This is a genomic window from Pacificoceanicola algae (assembly GCF_049341065.1).
Classification (GTDB): domain Bacteria; phylum Pseudomonadota; class Alphaproteobacteria; order Rhodobacterales; family Rhodobacteraceae; genus Pacificoceanicola.
Genome location: NZ_JBMPIX010000016.1, coordinates 37,693 through 55,189 on the forward strand (window position 1 = coordinate 37,693; position 17,497 = coordinate 55,189).

Genomic DNA, 17,497 nt, shown 5'->3' on the forward strand with positions numbered 1-17,497 from the left:
TCAGCGGGGGCTTGCATTTGTTCACCTATTGTTCATATTTTTGGGCATGGTTTCGCCCGTCCTCACTCCTGCTGCCTTGATGCCCGGCCAGATATTGGCGCGGGGCGTCTGCCGCCATCTGGCCAGCCTCGGCTTTGCGGTGATCGAGGAATTCGTACCCGAGCGCGGCCTGAGAGTGGACGTGATGGCCATGGGCCCAAAGGGCGAGCTGTGGGTGGTAGAATGCAAAAGCAGCCGCGCCGATTACATGGGCGATTCCAAGTGGCAGGGTTATCTGGACTATTGTGACCGGTACTTCTGGGCGGTGGATCAGGCGTTTCCGGTGGAGTTGTTGCCTGAAGAGACCGGGTTGATCATCGCCGATGGCTATGACGGGGAAATCCTGCGCATGGCGCCCGAGGACAAGTTGGCGGCTGCGCGGCGCACCAAGCTGACGCGGAAATTCGCCATCCACGCGGCCCGGCGTCTGCATGCTGTGCGTGACCCGGACGCCGCCATTTGGGGCGGCTAGCCTGCCAAAGCGGTGTGAACGTTACGTCAACCCTTAGCGTAATGGACACCAGAAACTTCAGAAATTTCGTATAGGTGTTAATGTCACGTTTGCTCGGACCGAGTATTCGGGTATGCAGACCGTCGACAAAGATAAAAGCAGGCGTATGTTCGACACATCTGAATCTTCCCGGCAAGAGCCGGAAACCCGTGCTGCCAAGGACTGGGTAAAGGTCTTGGCAGGGTATCGCGACCCAAATTTGCTGCGCAGTTTGTTTGAACTTGCCGTAACTATTGGCCCCTTCGTACTTTTGTGGGCCTTGGCCTGGTGGTCCATGGGCGTCAGTTACTGGCTGACCCTCGGGATTTCCGTGGTCAACGCGGCTTTTGTGTTGCGCTTGTTCATCATCCAGCACGACTGTGGCCACGGCGCCTATTTCAAGAATCGGGTCGTCGGCGATTGGCTGGGGCGTTTTCTTGGGGTGCTGACCCTGACGCCTTATGATGTCTGGCGGCGGACCCACTCGATCCACCACAGTTCGTCCGGGAACCTCGGGCGGCGCGGCATGGGCGATGTGCATACCCTGACGGTGGCCGAGTACCGTGAATTGTCGCGGTTTGATCGGTTGGTTTACAGGATGTATCGCCATCCCATCGTTCTGTTTGGTCTTGGGCCAAGCTATCTGTTCTTTGTGCAGAACCGGGTGCCTTTGGGCCTTATGGGCAATACCCGCTATTGGGTCAGCGCCATGCTGACCAATGCCGTGATCGTCGCCGGGCTGGTCGCACTGGTCTATTTCGGCGGCTGGGCACCGGTCTTTCTGATCTATCTGCCCTCGACGCTTTTGGCGGCCACGGCAGGGGTCTGGCTGTTCTATGTCCAGCACCAGTTCGAAACCACCCATTGGGAGGCCGAGGAAAACTGGCAGTTGCATGACGCGGCCCTGAAAGGCAGTTCGCACTATGTCTTGCCCGCAGTGCTGCAGTGGCTAAGCGGCAATATCGGCATCCACCATGTGCACCATCTATACAGTCGCATCCCGTTCTATCGGCTGACCGAGGTGCTGCGGGATCACGCGGACTTGGCGCAAAGCAACCGGATGACGGTGCGCGAAAGCCTTGTCAACGCGCGGCTGCACCTTTGGGATGAGGACAGCAAGCGGCTCTTGTCCTTCCGACAGGCGCGGGCGCTGACCTCTTAAACGAGGCCTTCAAAGACCGCCCCTTGAAACGCAAAACGCCGGGCAATTGCCCGGCGCAAGCGGTTGTCTACGGAAATCGCTTACTTGAAGCGATAGTTGATCCGACCCTTGGTCAGATCGTAAGGTGTCATTTCCACCTGTACCTTGTCGCCAGCCAGAACACGGATGCGGTTTTTGCGCATCTTGCCTGCCGTATGTGCGATGATCTCATGGCCGTTCTCAAGCTCGACCCGAAATGTCGCATTGGGCAGGAGTTCCTTCACGACACCGGGAAATTCGAGCGTATCTTCCTTGGCCATGGTCTCTCCTATGTTGATCGCCCCGTCGCAGAGTGGGGCGAGCGCTTATATGGGCGCAAAGGGGCGCGAATTCAAGCCCACATTTCATCGCAGCCGGGTCAGCGGCGCAGGGGTGTCACGGCCCGTCTGTTCAGCCCAATGGCGGCTGTTCAGCACGACACCGTCGGCGCGCACATGGGCAATCTGCGCCGGGTCCACCGTGGCGTAGGTCCAGCCGGGGGTGTTCAGCGTGCCACTGGCCAGAACCCCAGTGGGCGGAAAGCCGGTATCGGGCGGGCCGAATATCCCGCCGGTGCCGGTGCTGGTGTCGATGACCTGTGACCAGGGCGCCTCGCCCACGACCGAGGACATGACGGTAACGCATTGATTTTCCAATGCGCGCGCCTGCGCCCCAATGCGTACGCGTGAATAGCCCGCCAGCGCCTCGGTGACCGACGGGACAAGGATCAGGTCGGCGTCCTTTAAGGCGCGTCCAAGAAGGGGAAATTCGCTGTCATAACAGATCAGCACGCCGATCTTGCCAAGCGCGGTGTCAAACAGGCGCAGCGGGCCGCCGGGCGCGATGTCCCAATCCTCGCGTTCGAACCGCGTCATGATCTGCTTGTCCTGTACGCCCATGGCACCGGTGGGCGTGAAAAACCGGGCGCGGTTCACCGGACGAGCCGCCACGGTTTCGTCAATGACGGGGGCAGAGGCGGCGAGGATATGCACCTTGAACCGCACGGCCAGATCCGCGTGCAAGGCATCCGCATCGAGGATTCGGGCGCTGGTGGCGTGAATGCAGCGTTCCAGATCCAGCGCGGTGTCGTGCCCGTCGAGCGTGGCCAGCTCCATCGCGCCGTATTCGGGAAAGACCAGAAGCTCGGCGCCATTCCCGGCGGCGGTTTGCACCCAATCGGTGATCTTTTCGGCATAGGCCTTCCAGCTCTCAAGGAAACTGGTCGGATAGGCGGCGGCGGCGATTTTCATGGACTGTCCTCTGGCGCGGTCCTAGCCAAGGTAGCCAAAGACCCGTGGCAGGAAAAGCACCAGATCGGGGATCAGGATCAGCGCCAGCAGGGCAAAGAGCAGGACAAAGAGGAAAGGGATCACTTCGCGGATGATCTCGCCCAACGGGATCTGCGTCACGGCGTTGATCACGAACAATAAGATGCCATAGGGCGGGGTGATCAGCCCGATCATGCAGTTGACCACAGCGACGACGCCGAAATGCACAAGGTCGATACCCAATTCGCGGCAGGTCGGCAGGAACAGCGGGATGATCACGAGGATGATCGTCGTCGCATCCAGCACGCAGCCCAGCAGCAGGATCAGCAGGTTGACCGCCAGTAGGAACATCAGAGGCGAAATGTCGAGATCCACCAGATAGCCCGCCATCATGTTCGGGATGTTTTCCGAGGCGACGACATAATTCAGGATCAGCGCGCCGCCGATGACCAGCCCCACGGCGGCCGAGGATCGGGCGCTTTCAACGAGGATGTGGTACAGCGCCTTCAGCGACAGGGCGCGATAGAACAGTCCCGCCAGCAGCAGCGCATAAAAGGCAGCGACGGCGGCGGCCTCGGTCGGCGTGGTGACGCCGCCGTAGATGCCATAAAGCAGGATCGCGGGCATCAGCAGCGCCGGAAAGGCGCGCACAGTCAGGGCGGGCAATTCGGACAGCGGGACAGGGTCTTCGGTACCAAAGTTGCGGCGGTGCGACATCCACCAGTTCATGCCCATCAACACCACGCCCATGAACAGCCCCGGCACGATGCCCCCCAGAAAGAGATACCCAATCGAGGTGTTCGAGACGAGCGCATAGAGCACCATGGGGATCGAGGGCGGAATGATCGGACCGATGGTGGCCGACGCGGCGGTGATCGCGGCAGCGTAGCCTCGGGTGTAATGACCTGATTTGGTCATCATCTCGATGATGATCTTGCCGATGCCCGCGGCATCCGCCACGGCCGAGCCGCTCATGCCCGAAAAGATCAGCGAGGCGACGACATTTACGTGTCCCATGCCCCCCTTGAACCGCCCCACAAGCCCGATGCAGAACCGCAAGAGCCGGTCGCTGATCGTGCCCGCGTTCATGATGTTGGCGGCGACGATGAACAGCGGAACGGCCAGCAGGATAAAGCTTTGGTACAGGCCGTCCATAAGGACCTTGCCCGCGACGCCGACGCTTTGCCCCGCAGCGGCCAGATACACGAAAGAGGCGACAAGGATGGAATAGGCGATCGGTGTGCCGATGCCCGCCAGAAAGAACAGCGAGAGCAGGCAAAGCGTGAATTCAAAGCTCATTTCTTGACCTCTTCCACGAGGTCTTCGTAGTGGTGCAGGTCAGCTTCGGCGCCGTGCCGAAAGATATGAAATGCGCGCCACGCATAGCGCAGCGAGACCACGACAAGGAAGAAGGCGTAGATCGAATAGATGTCGCGCATCCGCACCCAATCGCCAAAGACGTTGGACAGTGTGGCGGTTTTTTTCAGACGCAGGATGTAGAACTTGCCCCATGTGGGCTCCAGCGACCACAGCAGGCCAATGCAGATGGCAAGGCCAGAGACAATGGCAAAACCCTTGCGCAGGCGCGGGTTGACCGTGGTGTACAGCAGGTCAAAGGTGACGTGATCGCGTTCGCGGACAATGGTCGCATTGCCCCAAAAAACGATCCAGACCCAAAGCGCGAGACAAAATTCCAGCGTCCAGCCGTATCGAGTGGGATCAAGCAGCGGCACCGCCTCGGCGATCCATTCCAGACGCGCGGTGTAGCGGATGGCAACTTGCAGAATGAAGGTGCCGAACATGGCGGCCATCATCATGGCCGCCACGAATTCACCGACGCGGGTGCCCCATTTCAGAAGTGTTTGCATGGAGTCCCCCCGCGACGGCGTTGTCAGATCAGCTTGGGATCAGGCGCCCCGATCAGTTGCCAAGCGCGTTGATCTTTTCCAACACGCCCTCGGGCCAGGAGGCGGCGAATTCCGAGCCGACATACTGTTGTTGCACATGGTTGCGGAAGGCGGCGAGGTCGGGCTCGTAGATCGACAGGCCCTTGTCTTCAAGGAAGGCGACGAGATCGGCCTCTTTCTTGAGCTGCGCCTGACGGCCGCTTTCGGCGGCGGCATCCGCAGCGGCCTGCACGGCCTCTTGCTGTTCGGGGGTCATCTCGTCCCAAACGGCCTTGGAGAAGGCGACATAGTTCAGGTCAACCAGATGCGAGGTCAGAACAATCTGGTTGGTGACCTCATAGAACTTTGCGTCCACCACGGTGGGCAGAGGGTTGTCCTGGCCATCAACCGAGCCGGTCGACAGGGCGGTGTAGACCTCGGTAAAGGACATCGGCGTCGGGTTTGCGCCAAGGGCCTTGCCAAGGAACTGCCATGCGTCCGTGCCGGGCATACGCAGGTTTACACCGGCCAGATCGTCCGGCGTCATCACGGTCAGCTCGTCCTTGGTCTGGCGCAGGTTCACGTGGCGGCGGCCCAGATACATGACCGACAGCAGCTTCACGCCTAGTTCGTCCTCGACCGTTTTCTTGAACGGGTCCATGAGCGCATCGTTGAAGACGCGGACCTGATGTTCGGCGTCCTGATGGACATAGCCGGTGGCAAAGATCGAGAATTCCGGGAAGAAGGTGGCCAGTTCCTGCGCCGAGGCGATGGACATTTCCAGATCGCCCGACGCGATGGCTTCAAGCTCCGAGCCCTGCGCGACCAGGGACGCGTTGTAATGCGGCTCGTAGGTGGCAAAATCAGCGACGGCGGGGGCGAAAACCTCGGCCAGCGCGACCGAGCGTTGATCAGTTTCCGACGCCGGAGTCGACATGCGCAGGGTGATCTTGTCCTGCGCCGAGGCGGCCATGGGGGCAAGGAACGCGGCCGATGCAGCAAGCGCGCTCATCGTGGCCATAACGGCCCGACGGGTTGTCAGTTTGGTCATGTTTTCTCCTCCCAGAGAGCTTTTTGGCTGTTCTTGATGTCAGCCGATTGGTGCGTTGAACACGCAAAAAGGGTAGCGAGGTGATGCCGTACACGCAAGGAAAACGCAGGGCAGCAATGGGGCACGCCATGCGGCCCCGGCCATGTTAGTATCCGGCGATTTTCGTGGCGATTTGTCCCGTGGCGGCAGCCAGTTCGGCGCGCGACGTGTCGATCACCATGGAAACATCATTGACCCCGGCAACAAGGCGATACCCAAGCGCGTCCAGTTCATTCCAGTCGCGCCCGGCGCTGCGCACGGTGGCCAGCGGTTTGCCGTGGCGCGCGGCGGTTTCTTCGATTCGGGCCAGAAGCGCCAGCACATCGGGGTGATCAAGGTGTTCCAGATGGCCCGCCGTCGCCGCCAGATCGTTGGGGCCGACAAAGATCATGTCGATACCGGGGACCTGCATGATCTCGTCAAGGTTTTCGACGGCCTCGACGTGTTCGCATTGTACCATCACGACCAGATCGTCATGCGCCTCTTGGCTGGCATAGGCTTCGCGGGCGCCCCAATCGGAGCCACGCACAATGGGCGCGGCGTAACCACGATGCCCGCGCAAAGGGTAGTAAAAGGCCGAGGCGATGCGCTCGGCTTCGGCGCGGGTGTTGACCATGGGTACGACAAAGTTGCGGAACCCCCGGTCGAGCGCGCGTTTGATGCGGGTGTCATCGCCATCGGGCAGACGCAGAATCGCGGTTCCGCCTGCGGATTCGACGGCGCGGGCCATGTGGACCCATTGCTCAAGATCGCCGCGGCCGTGTTCGCCGTCGATGATGATCGCGTTCCAGCCGTGGCGCACCATGATTTCCGCCGTATCCGGCGAGCCAAGCTCGGCCCAGGCGGCAAGGATCATGGAGTCTTGGGCAATGCGTGCCTTGAATGGGTTGGTCATGACGGGATCCGTTTCTGAGGATGGCGGTGGTCGCCGATTGCGACGACAATTTGGTATACCATCTATGCAGAGCGCCATTCGAAACGCAAGAGACCCTGCGTCACGCCTTAGACCAGCTTGCGGATCCAGAATTGCAGCGCATGGTCTGTTTCATCCGGCTGATCCACGTCTTTCCAGCGAAACTGCGCTTGCACGCCGGGTAGGGGGGCATAGCCGCGCTTGCGCCAGAAGTGATCGAGCGGGGCATAGTCTGCAGGACGCAGGGGATGATCCTTGGGGCGGATGACTGCGCAAAATGCGCTGTGGCTGCGGTTCAGCTTGCGTGCGTGCGCCTCGCGCAGGTCAAAGAACTGATGGCCGATGCCGCGACCGCGATAGTCAGGAAGCAAAAGGGATTCGGCGCAGTAAAAGATGTCCTCAAGCGCCAGATCGGTTTTGGCGAAGGGCGCCGCGAAATCGCTGGCGTGGTCCTCCATCGGGGTGCCGGTGGCGGCGCCGACCAAGCGGGGGCCATCAAACGCGCCGACCAGAACCGCACTGTTACTGTCGCGATAGGTTTGCAGATAGCGGCGTTCATACGCAAGATCGCCGTCATAGAGGTAGGGGAAAGCTCGAAAGACGGTGATCCGCAGGCGGGCAACATCATCAAGGGCAGCATCGAGGTCTGCCCCGGTCAGCACCCGAACCTGCATCACGACACCTGCCGGATCCAGTCGGACAGGTTGTAATAGGTCACGACGCGGCTGATCTTGCCATCGTCCAGTGAAAAGAACGATCCGGCGGGCAGGCGGTAGGTCTGGCCCTTGGCCTCGGGCAGGCCTGCGTCGGTTTTCAGATAGGTGCCGTTGACGATGTATTCAGCAGCGCCGCGCGTGCCGTCGTCATTGGCGAAGATCACCATGTCGGTCAGGGTTTCGCCGTAACAGTGGCTCATATGGGCGCAGAATTCGGCGAACTGCACCTTGCCGACGCGGATATCGCCTTCGTTGACGTGATGGGCCACGTCGGTGGACAGGCACTCGAGCATGGCCTGCGTGTCGCCTGCATTGAAGGCGTCGAAATAGGCTTGGATGGTCTCTCGGCTCATGGCTACCCCCATTTTTTCTGTAGATGATCGCGGATCTGGTCGCGGGTCTGGCGATAGGCGTTCAGCTTTTGCTCGCGCGTCTCGCCGATGCCGCTCGGGTCCATGATCGGCCAATACTCCACCGTCAGATGGTAATAGCGAGTCAGTTCCAGCGCCTTGCGCTGCGAGGCCGGAGAAAGCGTGACAACCACGTCAAAGCCAGAAAGGGCCTCGCCGTTTTCTTCGAGTTCCTCAAAGCTGCGCGAACGGTGGCGCGACAGTTCGACCCCGACCTCCTCGCAAACTGCGATGGCAAAGCCGTCAATCTCAAGATCGTTCACCACGCCGACCGACTGCACATAGGTATCGGTGCCGAAAAGGCGCTTCATGATTCCCTCAGCCATCGGCGATCTTACAGCGTTGTGATCGCAGCAGAACAGGACAGACTGAGGGAGGCTACCCAAATTCAGCCCCCGAAGTGCAACACGCAAATCAGCGTGAACAGGCGTCGGGCGGTGGCGTCATCAACCTCGGCCTTGCCTTCGAGGCGTTCCTGCAGGATACGGGCGCCTTCGTTGTGGATGCCGCGACGGGCCATATCGATGGTTTCGATCTGGCTGGGCGGCAGGGTTTTCACCGCGTCGAAATAGCTTTTGCAGATCTGGAAGTAATCCTTGACCACTTGCCGGAAGGGCGACAGGGAAAGATGAAATTCCGCGGCCTTTTCATGGCCTTCGGTGCTTACGTCAAAGACCAGTCGTTTTTCGCGGATCGACAGGCCAAGGTTGTAGGGACCCTTGGGCAAGGGGCGATCGTCACGGTTGGGCAGGGAGAAAGAGTTTTCTTCCATCAGATCGAACATCGCGACACGGCGCTCTTGTTCGATTTCCGGTGTGGGCGGCGGCAGGTTCGCGTCGTCCAGTTCGATATGCGCGATATGAGTCATGAGCTGCCTTTCGCAGGTGCAGCATTTTGATAACAGCCCCCCGGCGGTCTTGGCAATATGGTGCTTTGGTGCCGCATCCTCACAGCCCTAGCGATTCAACTTGTCCAGCCGCGCGGTCACGCTGAGCCCGTGCGCCTCAAGGCTTTCGGACTTGGCCAGCACCTCGGCTGCGGGACCGATGGCGCGCAGAGCCTCGGGCGACATCCGGGCCATCGTGGTGCGCTTGAGAAAATCCAACACCGACAGGCCCGAGGAAAACCGGGCCGAACGCGCCGTCGGCAAAACATGGTTCGGTCCGCCGACATAGTCGCCGATGGCCTCGGGCGTCCATTGGCCAAGGAAGATCGCACCTGCATGGGTGCATTTCTCGGCAAGCGTTTCTGGGTCCGCGACGCAAAGCTCAAGGTGCTCGGGGGCGATGCGGTTCGACAAGGCGGCGGCCTCGTCCAGATTGGGCACGGTGATCACGGCGCCAAAGTCGCGCCAGCTGGCGCCCGCGATGGCGCGGCGTTCCAAAGTCTCAAGCCGTTTGTCCACGGCCTCGGCCACGCGCTGGCCAAAGGCAGCATCGGTGGTGATCAGCAGCGACTGGGCGCTTTCGTCATGTTCGGCCTGACTGAGAAGGTCCAGCGCGATCCAGTCGGGATCATTGTCCGCATCGGCAATCACCAGAATTTCTGAGGGGCCTGCGATCATGTCGATGCCGACCTTGCCAAAGACCCGGCGCTTGGCAGCGGCGACAAAGGCATTGCCCGGCCCGGTGATCTTGTCCACCGGGGCGATGGTTGCGGTGCCATAGGCCAGCGCCGCAATCGCCTGAGCGCCACCGATGCGATAAATCTCATCGACGCCAGCGATGCGCGCGGCCAGCAATACGGCGGGGTTGGCGATGCCGTCAGGGGTAGGCACGCAAATCGCAAGCCGGTCAACGCCAGCAACCTTGGCCGGAATGGCGTTCATCAGAACCGAAGATGGATAAGAGGCCAGCCCGCCCGGCACATAAAGCCCGGCCGCCGAAACTGGTGTCCAGCGCCAGCCAAGGGTCGCGCCCTCGGGGTCTGTCCATTGCGCATCTTCGGGCATCTGACGGATGTGGTAGGCGCGGATTCGTTCGGCGGCCTGTTCCAGCGCGCGGCGCTCCGCCTCGGGAACCGAGGCGCAGTGAGCTTCGATTTCGGCCTCGGAAAAGCGCAGGGTTTCGGATGTCAGGTCGAGCCGGTCGAATTTGGCCGTCAGTTCCAGAACAGCGGCGTCACCGCGCGCACGCACGTCGGCGATGATCCCGGCGACGATATCGTCGACATCGGGGCTGTCTTCGCGCTTGGCGTTCAGCAGCGTGGTGAAGGCGACTTCAAAATCAGCCTGCTGGCTGTCCAGAAAGACGGGCATGGCGCTCTCCTGATCGGGTTAGCGGCGCGGTTTGACGGCGCGGGCACCCTGCGCGGCGGCGCGGATTTCGTCAGCGATTTCCTCGGCCTCTTCGGGCGAGAAATCCATCGGGATTTCGACGTCGTCGCCGTAGATGAACAGGCGCACCATCCCCTTGTCGGTTGGCCCGATTTGCAGGTTGGCTTCGATATCGCGTTCGTCGTTGATGCCCATGATCTGATCCGCCTTGTTGTGCCTTGGCTAGGTAGCGGCGGCAGGCTTGCTTTGCAAGCGCGGGCAGGGTTTCATCAGACGATGGAGATCACGCTAAGACATCTTGGCCCGGGGGATCGGGCCTGGCTGGTACATCAGCACGGCGAACGCTATGCGCAGGACGAAGGTTTTGACGAAACCTTTGGCCCGCTGGTGGACAGCATCCTTGCGGATTTTGAGGCGGATCACGATCCGCTTTGCGAGCGCGCCTTTATTGCGTGGCAGGGCGACCAGCGGCTGGGCAGTATCTTTTGCGTGCGCCTTGATGAGACCACCGCCAAGCTGCGCCTGTTCTTTCTGACGCCAGAGGCGCGCGGCAAGGGGCTGGGCAAGCGTTTGCTGACAGAATGCATGGATTTTGCGCGCGCTGTGGGCTATACTAAAATGGTGCTTTGGACACATGAAAGCCACCGGGCCGCCTGCGCTTTATATCAAAAGGCGGGCTGGCGGTTGCTGCGGTCCAAACCAGTGCGCAGCTTTGGCGTCGATTTGGTCGAGCAAAGCTGGGAAGTGGATTTATAGGGGCATTTCGGTCTTGCAATCATTCTGAGCAGATTGTATTTCGCCGCCAGTGCCGCCTTAGCTCAGTAGGTTAGAGCGCCTGATTGTGGATCAGGAGGTCCCCCGTTCGAGCCGGGGAGGTGGTACCACCCTTCCAACCGATCAAAGAACCAAGCCGCTGGCGCGCCCCTTGTGGATTGCATGCCGTTTGGTGTTATGAGTCTCGTGGACGCAGCGCGGAGGCTCTTATGTGGCAACAGGCGACAAGTTACCCCGATCCAAGGGTCGAGATTCTGGACGAGCGGTTCCTGCCGCTGGTCGTGACTCACGCAGCGGTGGAGCGGTTGCACACGGGCATGCGCTGGGCCGAGGGCCCGGTCTGGTTTGGCGATCTGCGGTGCCTGCTGGTCAGTGATATCCCGAACAGCCAGATCCTGAAGTACGAAGAAGAAACCGCTGCGGTTTCGGTCTTTCGGCGCGGGCCTTTCACCAACGGCAACACCCGTGATCGACAAGGGCGACTGGTATCTTGCGAGCATGGCCCGCGCCGGGTGACGCGGACCGAACTGGACGGCACGATCACCGTGCTTGCGGACAGCTATCAGGGCAAACGGCTGAATTCCCCGAATGACGTGGTTGTGAAATCCGATGGCTCGGTCTGGTTCACCGATCCGGCTTTTGGGATTCGTGACTTTTATGAGGGCTATAAGGACACGCCAGAACTTCCGACCAATGTTTACCGCATTGATCCCTCGGGCGAGTTGACGGCCGTCATCGAAGGCATTGATTACCCCAACGGACTGGCGTTTTCGCCAGATGAGAACCTGCTTTACGTGGTGCAATCCGGGGTGCCGCGCTGCATCCATGCCTTTGACGTCAGCGCCGATGGGCGCGGGGTCTCGAATGGGCGGCACCTGATCGAGGCGGGCGAACATGGCACACCGGATGGCTTTCGGTTGGATACCGATGGCAACCTGTGGTGCGGCTGGGGTGTAGGTGACGGGCTGAACGGCGTGCGGATCTTTGCGCCGGATGGTACGGTGATTGGCCACATCCATCTGCCCGAGCGCTGCGCCAACCTGTGCTTTGGCGGGACGCACCGCACGCGGCTGTACATGGCGGCGAGCCAATCGCTTTATGCCCTGCATGTACGGGCGCAGGGAGTCGCCTACGCCTGAGGTGAGCAGCGACGTGGGGCTAGCGAATGCTGTAGCCGCCGTCCGCCATCAGTGTCGCGCCGTTGATGATCCCGGCGTCTTCCGAGGCAAGATAAAGCGCTGCGGCCGCGATTTCCGAAGGCTTGGCGAAACGCCCCACGGGGATTTCGGCCTTGGCGCGTTCGCCCTTTTCGCCGGACCAGCCGACCAGCGCCATCGGGGTTTCGACCACCGTGGGGGCGATGGCGTTCGAGGTGATGCCGTGCTTGGCCCATTCCACCGCCATGACCTTGGTCAGGTTGATCAGCGCCGCCTTGCTGGCGCCATAGGCGGCGTGTTCGGCGATGGCGATGACCCCGGCCTGAGATGAGATATTGACGATCCGTCCGCGCCCAGAAGCCTTGAGATGAGGCAGCGCCGCGCCGGACAAAAGCCAGGGCGCGCGCAGGTTGATGGCCATGGTACGGTCCCAATCCTCGATCCGGTCCTCTTCGGCGGGAAAGACGATGCCCAGCCCGGCGTTGTTGATCAGGATGTCGATGCCCATCTCTTCGCCGATCTGCGCGGCGCTGTTGCCAATCGCCTTGGGGTCGGACAGATCGCAGACATAGGCGCGGTGATCTTTGCCCAGACGATGCGCCAGATCGCTTGCGTCGTTGATATCGACAAGGGCCAGCCGCGCACCGGCCTTGGCAAAACCTTCGGCTAGGGCGGTGCCTATGCCGCCTGCTGCTCCGGTGATCAGGGCGGTCAGCCCTGTAAGGTCGCTCATTGCTTGTCCTCCCGGTAGAGAGGGCGGGGGGGCGTCCCGCCGCCCGCCATCAAATGTCGAAGTTGGTCGGCAGCACGATCATATCACGGATCGTCACCGTACGCTTGCGAGTCAGCATGTAGATCACCGCGTCGGAAACTTCTTCGGGGTCCATCAGGGCGCCATTGTCCTTGGCCTTTTGCAGGTTTTCCTCGGGCCAGTCGGCCAGCAGCGCGGAAATCACCGGTCCGGGCGACACTTGGCCAACGCGGATCCCGCTTTTGTTCAACTGGCGGCGCATGGTCTGCACAAAGCAGGTCATCGCCCATTTCGAGGCGGAATAGACTGGCTCCCACTGGATCGGCATGTGGCCCGCCACCGAAGCCGTCACGACGATATCGCCGGTGCCGCGTTCAATCATGTGAGGGATCACGTCACGCACGTTTTTCATCACGGCATTGACGTTCAGGTTCAGCATCCGGTCGATCGTGGCGCCGTCGGTTTCGATCAGATCGCCGCCGATATAGGTGCCGGCGTTGCAGTGCAGGATGTCGATATGGTCCACCTTGGACAGAATTTCTGGCACCATGGCGGCGCAGCTTTCCGCGTCCAGCAGGTTTGTGACCTGCGCGATGGCCTTGTCGCCAAGCTCGGACGCAAGCCGGGTCAGCGCGGCCTCGTCGTAATCGACCATGACGACAGTGGCACCGGCGTCAAGCAGCGCGCGGGTGGTGGCAAGGCCGATGCCGGATGCGGCACCGGTGACGGCGGCAATCTTGCCGGTAAGGGATTCGGACATTTCAGATACTCCGGTTTGAAAGGGAATCAGACGGCCAGAAAGCCGCCATCGATGGGCAGGATCGCGCCGGTCACGACAGGGGCGTCATCGGACAGCAGCATGGCGATGGTCTTGGCGACATCCTCGACCTCGGCAAAGCGGCCCAGGGGATGGCGCACCATCATCGGGTCTTTTTTGGCGGGGTCGGACCATGCCGCGGCAGCCAGTTCGGTCATGGTTACGGTGGGGGCAACGGCGTTGACGCGGATGCCATGGGGACCAAGCTCTTTGGCCATCACCCGCGTTGCACCTTCGAGCCCGGCCTTTGAGGCGGCATAGACCATGTGATCCTGAAAGCCGCGATGCCCGGCGATCGAGGTGACGTTGACGATGGCGCCGCCTCCGCCCGCCTTTACGCGTGCGCGGGCGAATTCCTGTGCGCAGATCAGCGCGGCGCGCAGGTTGATGCCCATGATGGCTTCATATCCCTCTTCGGTCATCTCCAGAACGCTTTCCAACACGTTGGTTCCGGCGCAATTGATCAGGAAATCAGCGGTCCCAGCCTGCTTCATGGCGGCGCGGGCGGCGGCGTTGTCGGCCAGATCCACCTTGATGCCAGTCGCGCCGCACTCTGTCTGCAAAGCATCCAGATCGCCTTGTGTGCGGGCCATGGCGATCACCGATGCGCCGCGTTCCGCCATAAGCCGCGCGCAGGCCCGGCCAATGCCCTTGCCGGCGCCGGTGATGATAACGGTTTTTCCAGAAAACTGGCTCATGCGAGAGATCCTTCAGTGCGTGGTATAGCCGCCGTCCGCCACAAGCGTGGTTCCGGTGACATAAGAGGCCGCGTCCGAGGCGAGGAACAGCGCGCAGGTCGCCATTTCCGACGGATCGGCAAAGCGGGCCATCGGGGTGTTCTCGGTCCAGACCTTGGACCATGCTTCGTTGGCAATGCCGCCCTTGGTCATGTCGGATACGACATAGCCGGGTGCCAGTGCGTTCACCCGAATGCCCCGGCTTGCGTATTCAAAGGCCATGGTCGTGGTCATGGTGTGGATCGCCGCCTTGGAGGAATTATAGGCCACTTGAAGCTGTGGTTTGTTCGCCACCAGCCCCGAAATCGAGCCAATGTTCACCACTGCACCGCTGCCTTGCGCCAGCATCGGTTTGATTGCCGCGCGCGCGATACGGAACGGCGCGATCAGGTTTGTCTCCATGATATAGGCAAGCTGTTCATCGTCGAATTCGTGGAAATTGCCATTCGCCGCAACGCCCGCGTTGTTGACCAGCACATCCAGCCTGCCGAAACGCTCCAACGTCGCCTGAACCAGCGCTTCGGGCATGGCGGGATCGGTTACATCCCCTTGCACCCAGGCGGCGGTGTCGGGGTTCGCTTCCAGCAAAGCGGTCAGCCCGGGGGTGTGCGAACGCGAGGTCAGCATCAGGTTCGCGCCCGCTTCGGCAAAGAGCTGCGCTATGGCAAGGCCGATGCCGCGGTTGCCGCCGGTGATCAGGGCAGTCTTGCCATCAAGGCGAAATCTGTCGAGGGACATGTCAGGCTCCTTTCGGGTCGGGAAAACAGGCGGCGTGATAGCTGGCAAGGCTGCGGGTCACCCGCCAGATCAAAACGTCTTCGGGGATCAGCGGCCGCCCGGCAAAGTGATCCGCCCCAGGCAGGTGCTGCCAGATCAGCGGCAGGGGCAGGTGTTGGCCGCGCAGCGCCTCGGTCAGCCGGTTTACGGCGGCCTGCGCCTGCGGCGCCGTCCAGTAATAGCGGATGCGATCGGACAGAGAATAATGCCGCAAAAGATGTTGTTCTTCGGGCGTGCCGCTGTAATGGCGGTCCCAATTGTCGGGGGCCTGTAGCATCAGCGCCTCCATCGCCTGCATCAGCGGACGCTCGCCATAGCCGGGGATCAGGTCGCTGGCGATCAGGTCCAGCGCATACAGCGCCTCGCGCAGCACAAAGGTCAGCTCCGGTCCGACCTTGAGGATCGGGAAACCGTCGCAGACCAGTTGCGCCAGCGGCGCCGTGCCCTGGTAATCGGTGGAGTGGGCCTCGAAGATCAGCGCGGGTTCATTGTCCAGCACGCGGCACAGCGATTGCGCCGAGGCAGAGTCATAGCGGATTACGTTGTGATTGCCGAACTCGACACCCGGTTGCACGACCACACCCAGCACGCGGGAAAAGGCCTGCTCCAGCCCCGCCATTTCAAAGACCTCGCGGTGAACTGCGATGGTCTCGCGCGCCGCCGCCGGATCGGTGGGGGGGACGGTATCAAGGATATGGTCGGCGCCGCCGGGGGGCGGGACCTCGGTGCCGATGATATAACGCGGCAGCGGTGCGTCCATTTGCGCGGCGCAAGCTTCGGCCACGGCAGACAGATGCGCGGCGCGGGCGGCGGTGGCGTGATCGTCCAGCGCCGCCGGTTCGCCCCTGCACCCCATCGAGGCATCGAGGTGAACCTTGCGGAACCCGGCTGCGACATAGGCCTGCATCATGGTCTCGGCCTCGGCCAGAGCCTGTTCGGCTGGCAGGTGGCGCCAGGGGTTGGGGCCAAGATGATCGCCGCCGAGAAGGACCTGCGTCATGGGGCAATCTTCCTGCGCGGCCAGTCCTTCGACCATCGCGACGAAATCGGCGGGCGTCATCCCGGTATAGCCGCCCTGATGGTTGACCTGATTGCAGGTCGCCTCGATCAACACGGTTGCGCCGGTCTCACGGCCAAAGCGCAGGGCGGCGCGCAGCACCACCGGATGCGCCGAGCAGACAGAGGTGATCCCGACGGGGCGGCCGGACAGGCGGCCCTGGGCCAAGTCATCAAGGCGCACAGGCATCACCGGCCCCCTGTCTTTGACACGATGAAGGCGTCGAGTTCCGCGCGCGTTCCAGCGCCTTCCATCGGGCCGCGTACCGTGACGTTGCGAGCCCCTGCGGCATTGGCATAGGTCAAGGCCTGCGGCACGGTCATGCCCAAACGGCGGCAGGCCACGTAGGCACCGCCAAAGCAATCGCCCGCACCTGTCGGGTCAAGCTCATCCACCTTGAAGGCCGGGGCATGCACAGGCTCTGCGCCCGGTGCATAGACGGTGGCGCCTTTGGTGCCTTCTTTCAGGGCCACCTCTTTGACGCCGAGTGAAAACAGACGTTCCAAAGCTGCCTCTTTTCCGCTCACCCCGGCGGCGACTTCCAGTTCTTCGCCCGAGGGCAAAAGCAGGTCGCTCAGGCCCACCATTTTGGCAAAACGGGCGTCCATTTCCGCGTCTGCCTTCAGTTCCTTGCGCAGGTTCGGGTCCAGCGAAATGGTGCCGCCACGCGCCTTGATGATCCCCGCGGCGCGTTCGATGATTGCCCAGATTTCGGGGCGCATCAAAAGCGTGCCCATGACGTGTAAGTGACCCGCCCGGGCAATCAGCGCTTCGGTCGCGGCGTTCCAGCGCATCTGGCTGGCCGCAGAAGTCCACATGTTGAAGACGAAATCCCGGCTGCCATCCTCGCGGTAGCGCACAAAGGCCGAGCCAGTGGGCAGCGTGTCGTCCACATGGATGGCCGATATGTCGACGCCGTCGCGTTCCAGCCGCCGGGTGTTCACAAGGCCAAAATCGTCGTTGCCGACCGCGCCGATCATGGCCGCCGCCCCGCCCATGCGCCCGCATTGATCGATAAAGATCGCCGGAGCGCCCGAAGGGTAGGGGCCGAGCAACGGCAAAGCCTCGGTGAACCCGTTGCCCGGCGTGGTGGCGACGATCTCGACCAGGATTTCACCGATGCAGACGGTCGGTCCAAGGGTGTCAGGCGCGAGGGTCAT

The 17,497-nt window shown here is 61.7% G+C and carries 22 protein-coding genes and 1 tRNA gene; 5 read left to right on the forward strand and 18 right to left on the reverse strand.

Annotated elements, in window-relative coordinates; all coding sequences use genetic code 11:
- Nucleotides 1–79: 79 nt before the first annotated feature.
- A complete protein-coding gene (locus ACOYQJ_RS18780) occupies nucleotides 80–511 on the forward strand; it encodes an MmcB family DNA repair protein (RefSeq protein ID WP_422907538.1) in 432 nt (143 codons plus the stop codon).
- 145 nt (nucleotides 512–656) lie between these two features.
- The gene (locus tag ACOYQJ_RS18785) at nucleotides 657–1,691 is read left to right on the forward strand and encodes a fatty acid desaturase (protein WP_422907539.1); all 1,035 of its coding nucleotides are present in this window, start codon (nucleotides 657–659) and stop codon (nucleotides 1,689–1,691) included.
- A gap of 80 nt (nucleotides 1,692–1,771) precedes the next feature.
- Here the strand turns inward: ACOYQJ_RS18785 and infA are convergent, their stop codons facing one another.
- From infA to ACOYQJ_RS18845, 12 genes are all read right to left on the reverse strand, one after another.
- Nucleotides 1,772–1,990 carry a translation initiation factor IF-1 gene (gene infA / locus ACOYQJ_RS18790; RefSeq protein ID WP_005978431.1) on the reverse strand — a complete coding sequence of 73 codons (219 nt, stop codon included), beginning with the start codon at nucleotides 1,988–1,990 and terminating at the stop codon, nucleotides 1,772–1,774.
- 84 nt (nucleotides 1,991–2,074) lie between these two features.
- The gene (locus tag ACOYQJ_RS18795; protein ID WP_422907540.1) at nucleotides 2,075–2,959 is read right to left on the reverse strand and encodes a carbon-nitrogen hydrolase family protein; all 885 of its coding nucleotides are present in this window, start codon (nucleotides 2,957–2,959) and stop codon (nucleotides 2,075–2,077) included.
- Nucleotides 2,960–2,980: 21 nt separating this feature from the next.
- Nucleotides 2,981–4,276, reverse strand: coding sequence for a TRAP transporter large permease (locus ACOYQJ_RS18800; RefSeq protein WP_422907541.1), 1,296 nt, complete (start codon nucleotides 4,274–4,276; stop codon nucleotides 2,981–2,983).
- On the reverse strand, nucleotides 4,273–4,845 hold the full coding sequence (locus tag ACOYQJ_RS18805) for a TRAP transporter small permease (RefSeq protein ID WP_422907542.1): 573 nt from the start codon (nucleotides 4,843–4,845) through the stop codon (nucleotides 4,273–4,275). The genes ACOYQJ_RS18800 and ACOYQJ_RS18805 overlap by 4 nt, the downstream gene beginning before the upstream one ends.
- Before the next feature lie 52 nt (nucleotides 4,846–4,897).
- A complete protein-coding gene (dctP, locus tag ACOYQJ_RS18810; protein WP_422907543.1) occupies nucleotides 4,898–5,914 on the reverse strand; it encodes a TRAP transporter substrate-binding protein DctP in 1,017 nt (338 codons plus the stop codon).
- A 145-nt stretch (nucleotides 5,915–6,059) separates the two neighbouring features.
- Nucleotides 6,060–6,848: an HpcH/HpaI aldolase family protein gene (locus ACOYQJ_RS18815; protein WP_422907544.1), complete on the reverse strand. Its 789-nt coding sequence runs from the start codon at nucleotides 6,846–6,848 to the stop codon at nucleotides 6,060–6,062.
- A 107-nt stretch (nucleotides 6,849–6,955) separates the two neighbouring features.
- Nucleotides 6,956–7,540, reverse strand: coding sequence for a GNAT family N-acetyltransferase (locus tag ACOYQJ_RS18820; RefSeq protein ID WP_422907545.1), 585 nt, complete (start codon nucleotides 7,538–7,540; stop codon nucleotides 6,956–6,958).
- The gene (locus ACOYQJ_RS18825) at nucleotides 7,540–7,935 is read right to left on the reverse strand and encodes a ketosteroid isomerase-related protein (RefSeq protein WP_422907546.1); all 396 of its coding nucleotides are present in this window, start codon (nucleotides 7,933–7,935) and stop codon (nucleotides 7,540–7,542) included. The genes ACOYQJ_RS18820 and ACOYQJ_RS18825 overlap by 1 nt, the downstream gene beginning before the upstream one ends.
- A gap of 2 nt (nucleotides 7,936–7,937) precedes the next feature.
- A complete protein-coding gene (locus ACOYQJ_RS18830) occupies nucleotides 7,938–8,378 on the reverse strand; it encodes an arsenate-mycothiol transferase ArsC (protein WP_422907547.1) in 441 nt (146 codons plus the stop codon).
- Between the two features lie 2 nt (nucleotides 8,379–8,380).
- Nucleotides 8,381–8,860, reverse strand: coding sequence for a UPF0262 family protein (locus tag ACOYQJ_RS18835; protein ID WP_422907548.1), 480 nt, complete (start codon nucleotides 8,858–8,860; stop codon nucleotides 8,381–8,383).
- An 87-nt stretch (nucleotides 8,861–8,947) separates the two neighbouring features.
- Nucleotides 8,948–10,249: a histidinol dehydrogenase gene (hisD, locus tag ACOYQJ_RS18840; RefSeq protein WP_422907549.1), complete on the reverse strand. Its 1,302-nt coding sequence runs from the start codon at nucleotides 10,247–10,249 to the stop codon at nucleotides 8,948–8,950.
- An 18-nt stretch (nucleotides 10,250–10,267) separates the two neighbouring features.
- Nucleotides 10,268–10,462: a DUF6324 family protein gene (locus ACOYQJ_RS18845; protein WP_422907550.1), complete on the reverse strand. Its 195-nt coding sequence runs from the start codon at nucleotides 10,460–10,462 to the stop codon at nucleotides 10,268–10,270.
- 81 nt (nucleotides 10,463–10,543) lie between these two features.
- On the opposite strand from ACOYQJ_RS18845, the gene ACOYQJ_RS18850 reads away from it, so the two are divergent.
- The 3 genes from ACOYQJ_RS18850 to ACOYQJ_RS18860 all read left to right on the forward strand — a co-directional run bounded on the left by ACOYQJ_RS18850 (nucleotide 10,544) and on the right by ACOYQJ_RS18860 (nucleotide 12,180).
- Nucleotides 10,544–11,023: a GNAT family N-acetyltransferase gene (locus tag ACOYQJ_RS18850; protein WP_422907599.1), complete on the forward strand. Its 480-nt coding sequence runs from the start codon at nucleotides 10,544–10,546 to the stop codon at nucleotides 11,021–11,023.
- A 51-nt stretch (nucleotides 11,024–11,074) separates the two neighbouring features.
- Nucleotides 11,075–11,151: transfer RNA gene (locus ACOYQJ_RS18855), tRNA-His, on the forward strand.
- A 99-nt stretch (nucleotides 11,152–11,250) separates the two neighbouring features.
- Nucleotides 11,251–12,180 carry an SMP-30/gluconolactonase/LRE family protein gene (locus tag ACOYQJ_RS18860; protein WP_422907551.1) on the forward strand — a complete coding sequence of 310 codons (930 nt, stop codon included), beginning with the start codon at nucleotides 11,251–11,253 and terminating at the stop codon, nucleotides 12,178–12,180.
- A 19-nt stretch (nucleotides 12,181–12,199) separates the two neighbouring features.
- Here the strand turns inward: ACOYQJ_RS18860 and ACOYQJ_RS18865 are convergent, their stop codons facing one another.
- From ACOYQJ_RS18865 to ACOYQJ_RS18890, 6 genes are read right to left on the reverse strand one after another with little or no spacing between them, the layout of a single operon-like run.
- A complete protein-coding gene (locus tag ACOYQJ_RS18865) occupies nucleotides 12,200–12,931 on the reverse strand; it encodes an SDR family oxidoreductase (protein WP_422907552.1) in 732 nt (243 codons plus the stop codon).
- A 49-nt stretch (nucleotides 12,932–12,980) separates the two neighbouring features.
- Nucleotides 12,981–13,709 carry an SDR family oxidoreductase gene (locus ACOYQJ_RS18870; RefSeq protein WP_422907553.1) on the reverse strand — a complete coding sequence of 243 codons (729 nt, stop codon included), beginning with the start codon at nucleotides 13,707–13,709 and terminating at the stop codon, nucleotides 12,981–12,983.
- Nucleotides 13,710–13,735: 26 nt separating this feature from the next.
- Nucleotides 13,736–14,464: an SDR family oxidoreductase gene (locus ACOYQJ_RS18875; protein ID WP_422907554.1), complete on the reverse strand. Its 729-nt coding sequence runs from the start codon at nucleotides 14,462–14,464 to the stop codon at nucleotides 13,736–13,738.
- Between the two features lie 12 nt (nucleotides 14,465–14,476).
- Nucleotides 14,477–15,241, reverse strand: coding sequence for an SDR family NAD(P)-dependent oxidoreductase (locus tag ACOYQJ_RS18880; protein WP_422907555.1), 765 nt, complete (start codon nucleotides 15,239–15,241; stop codon nucleotides 14,477–14,479).
- A gap of 1 nt (nucleotide 15,242) precedes the next feature.
- A complete protein-coding gene (locus ACOYQJ_RS18885) occupies nucleotides 15,243–16,526 on the reverse strand; it encodes a D-tagatose-bisphosphate aldolase, class II, non-catalytic subunit (RefSeq protein ID WP_422907556.1) in 1,284 nt (427 codons plus the stop codon).
- Nucleotides 16,526–17,497 carry a tagatose kinase gene (locus tag ACOYQJ_RS18890; protein ID WP_422907557.1) on the reverse strand — a complete coding sequence of 324 codons (972 nt, stop codon included), beginning with the start codon at nucleotides 17,495–17,497 and terminating at the stop codon, nucleotides 16,526–16,528. The genes ACOYQJ_RS18885 and ACOYQJ_RS18890 overlap by 1 nt, the downstream gene beginning before the upstream one ends.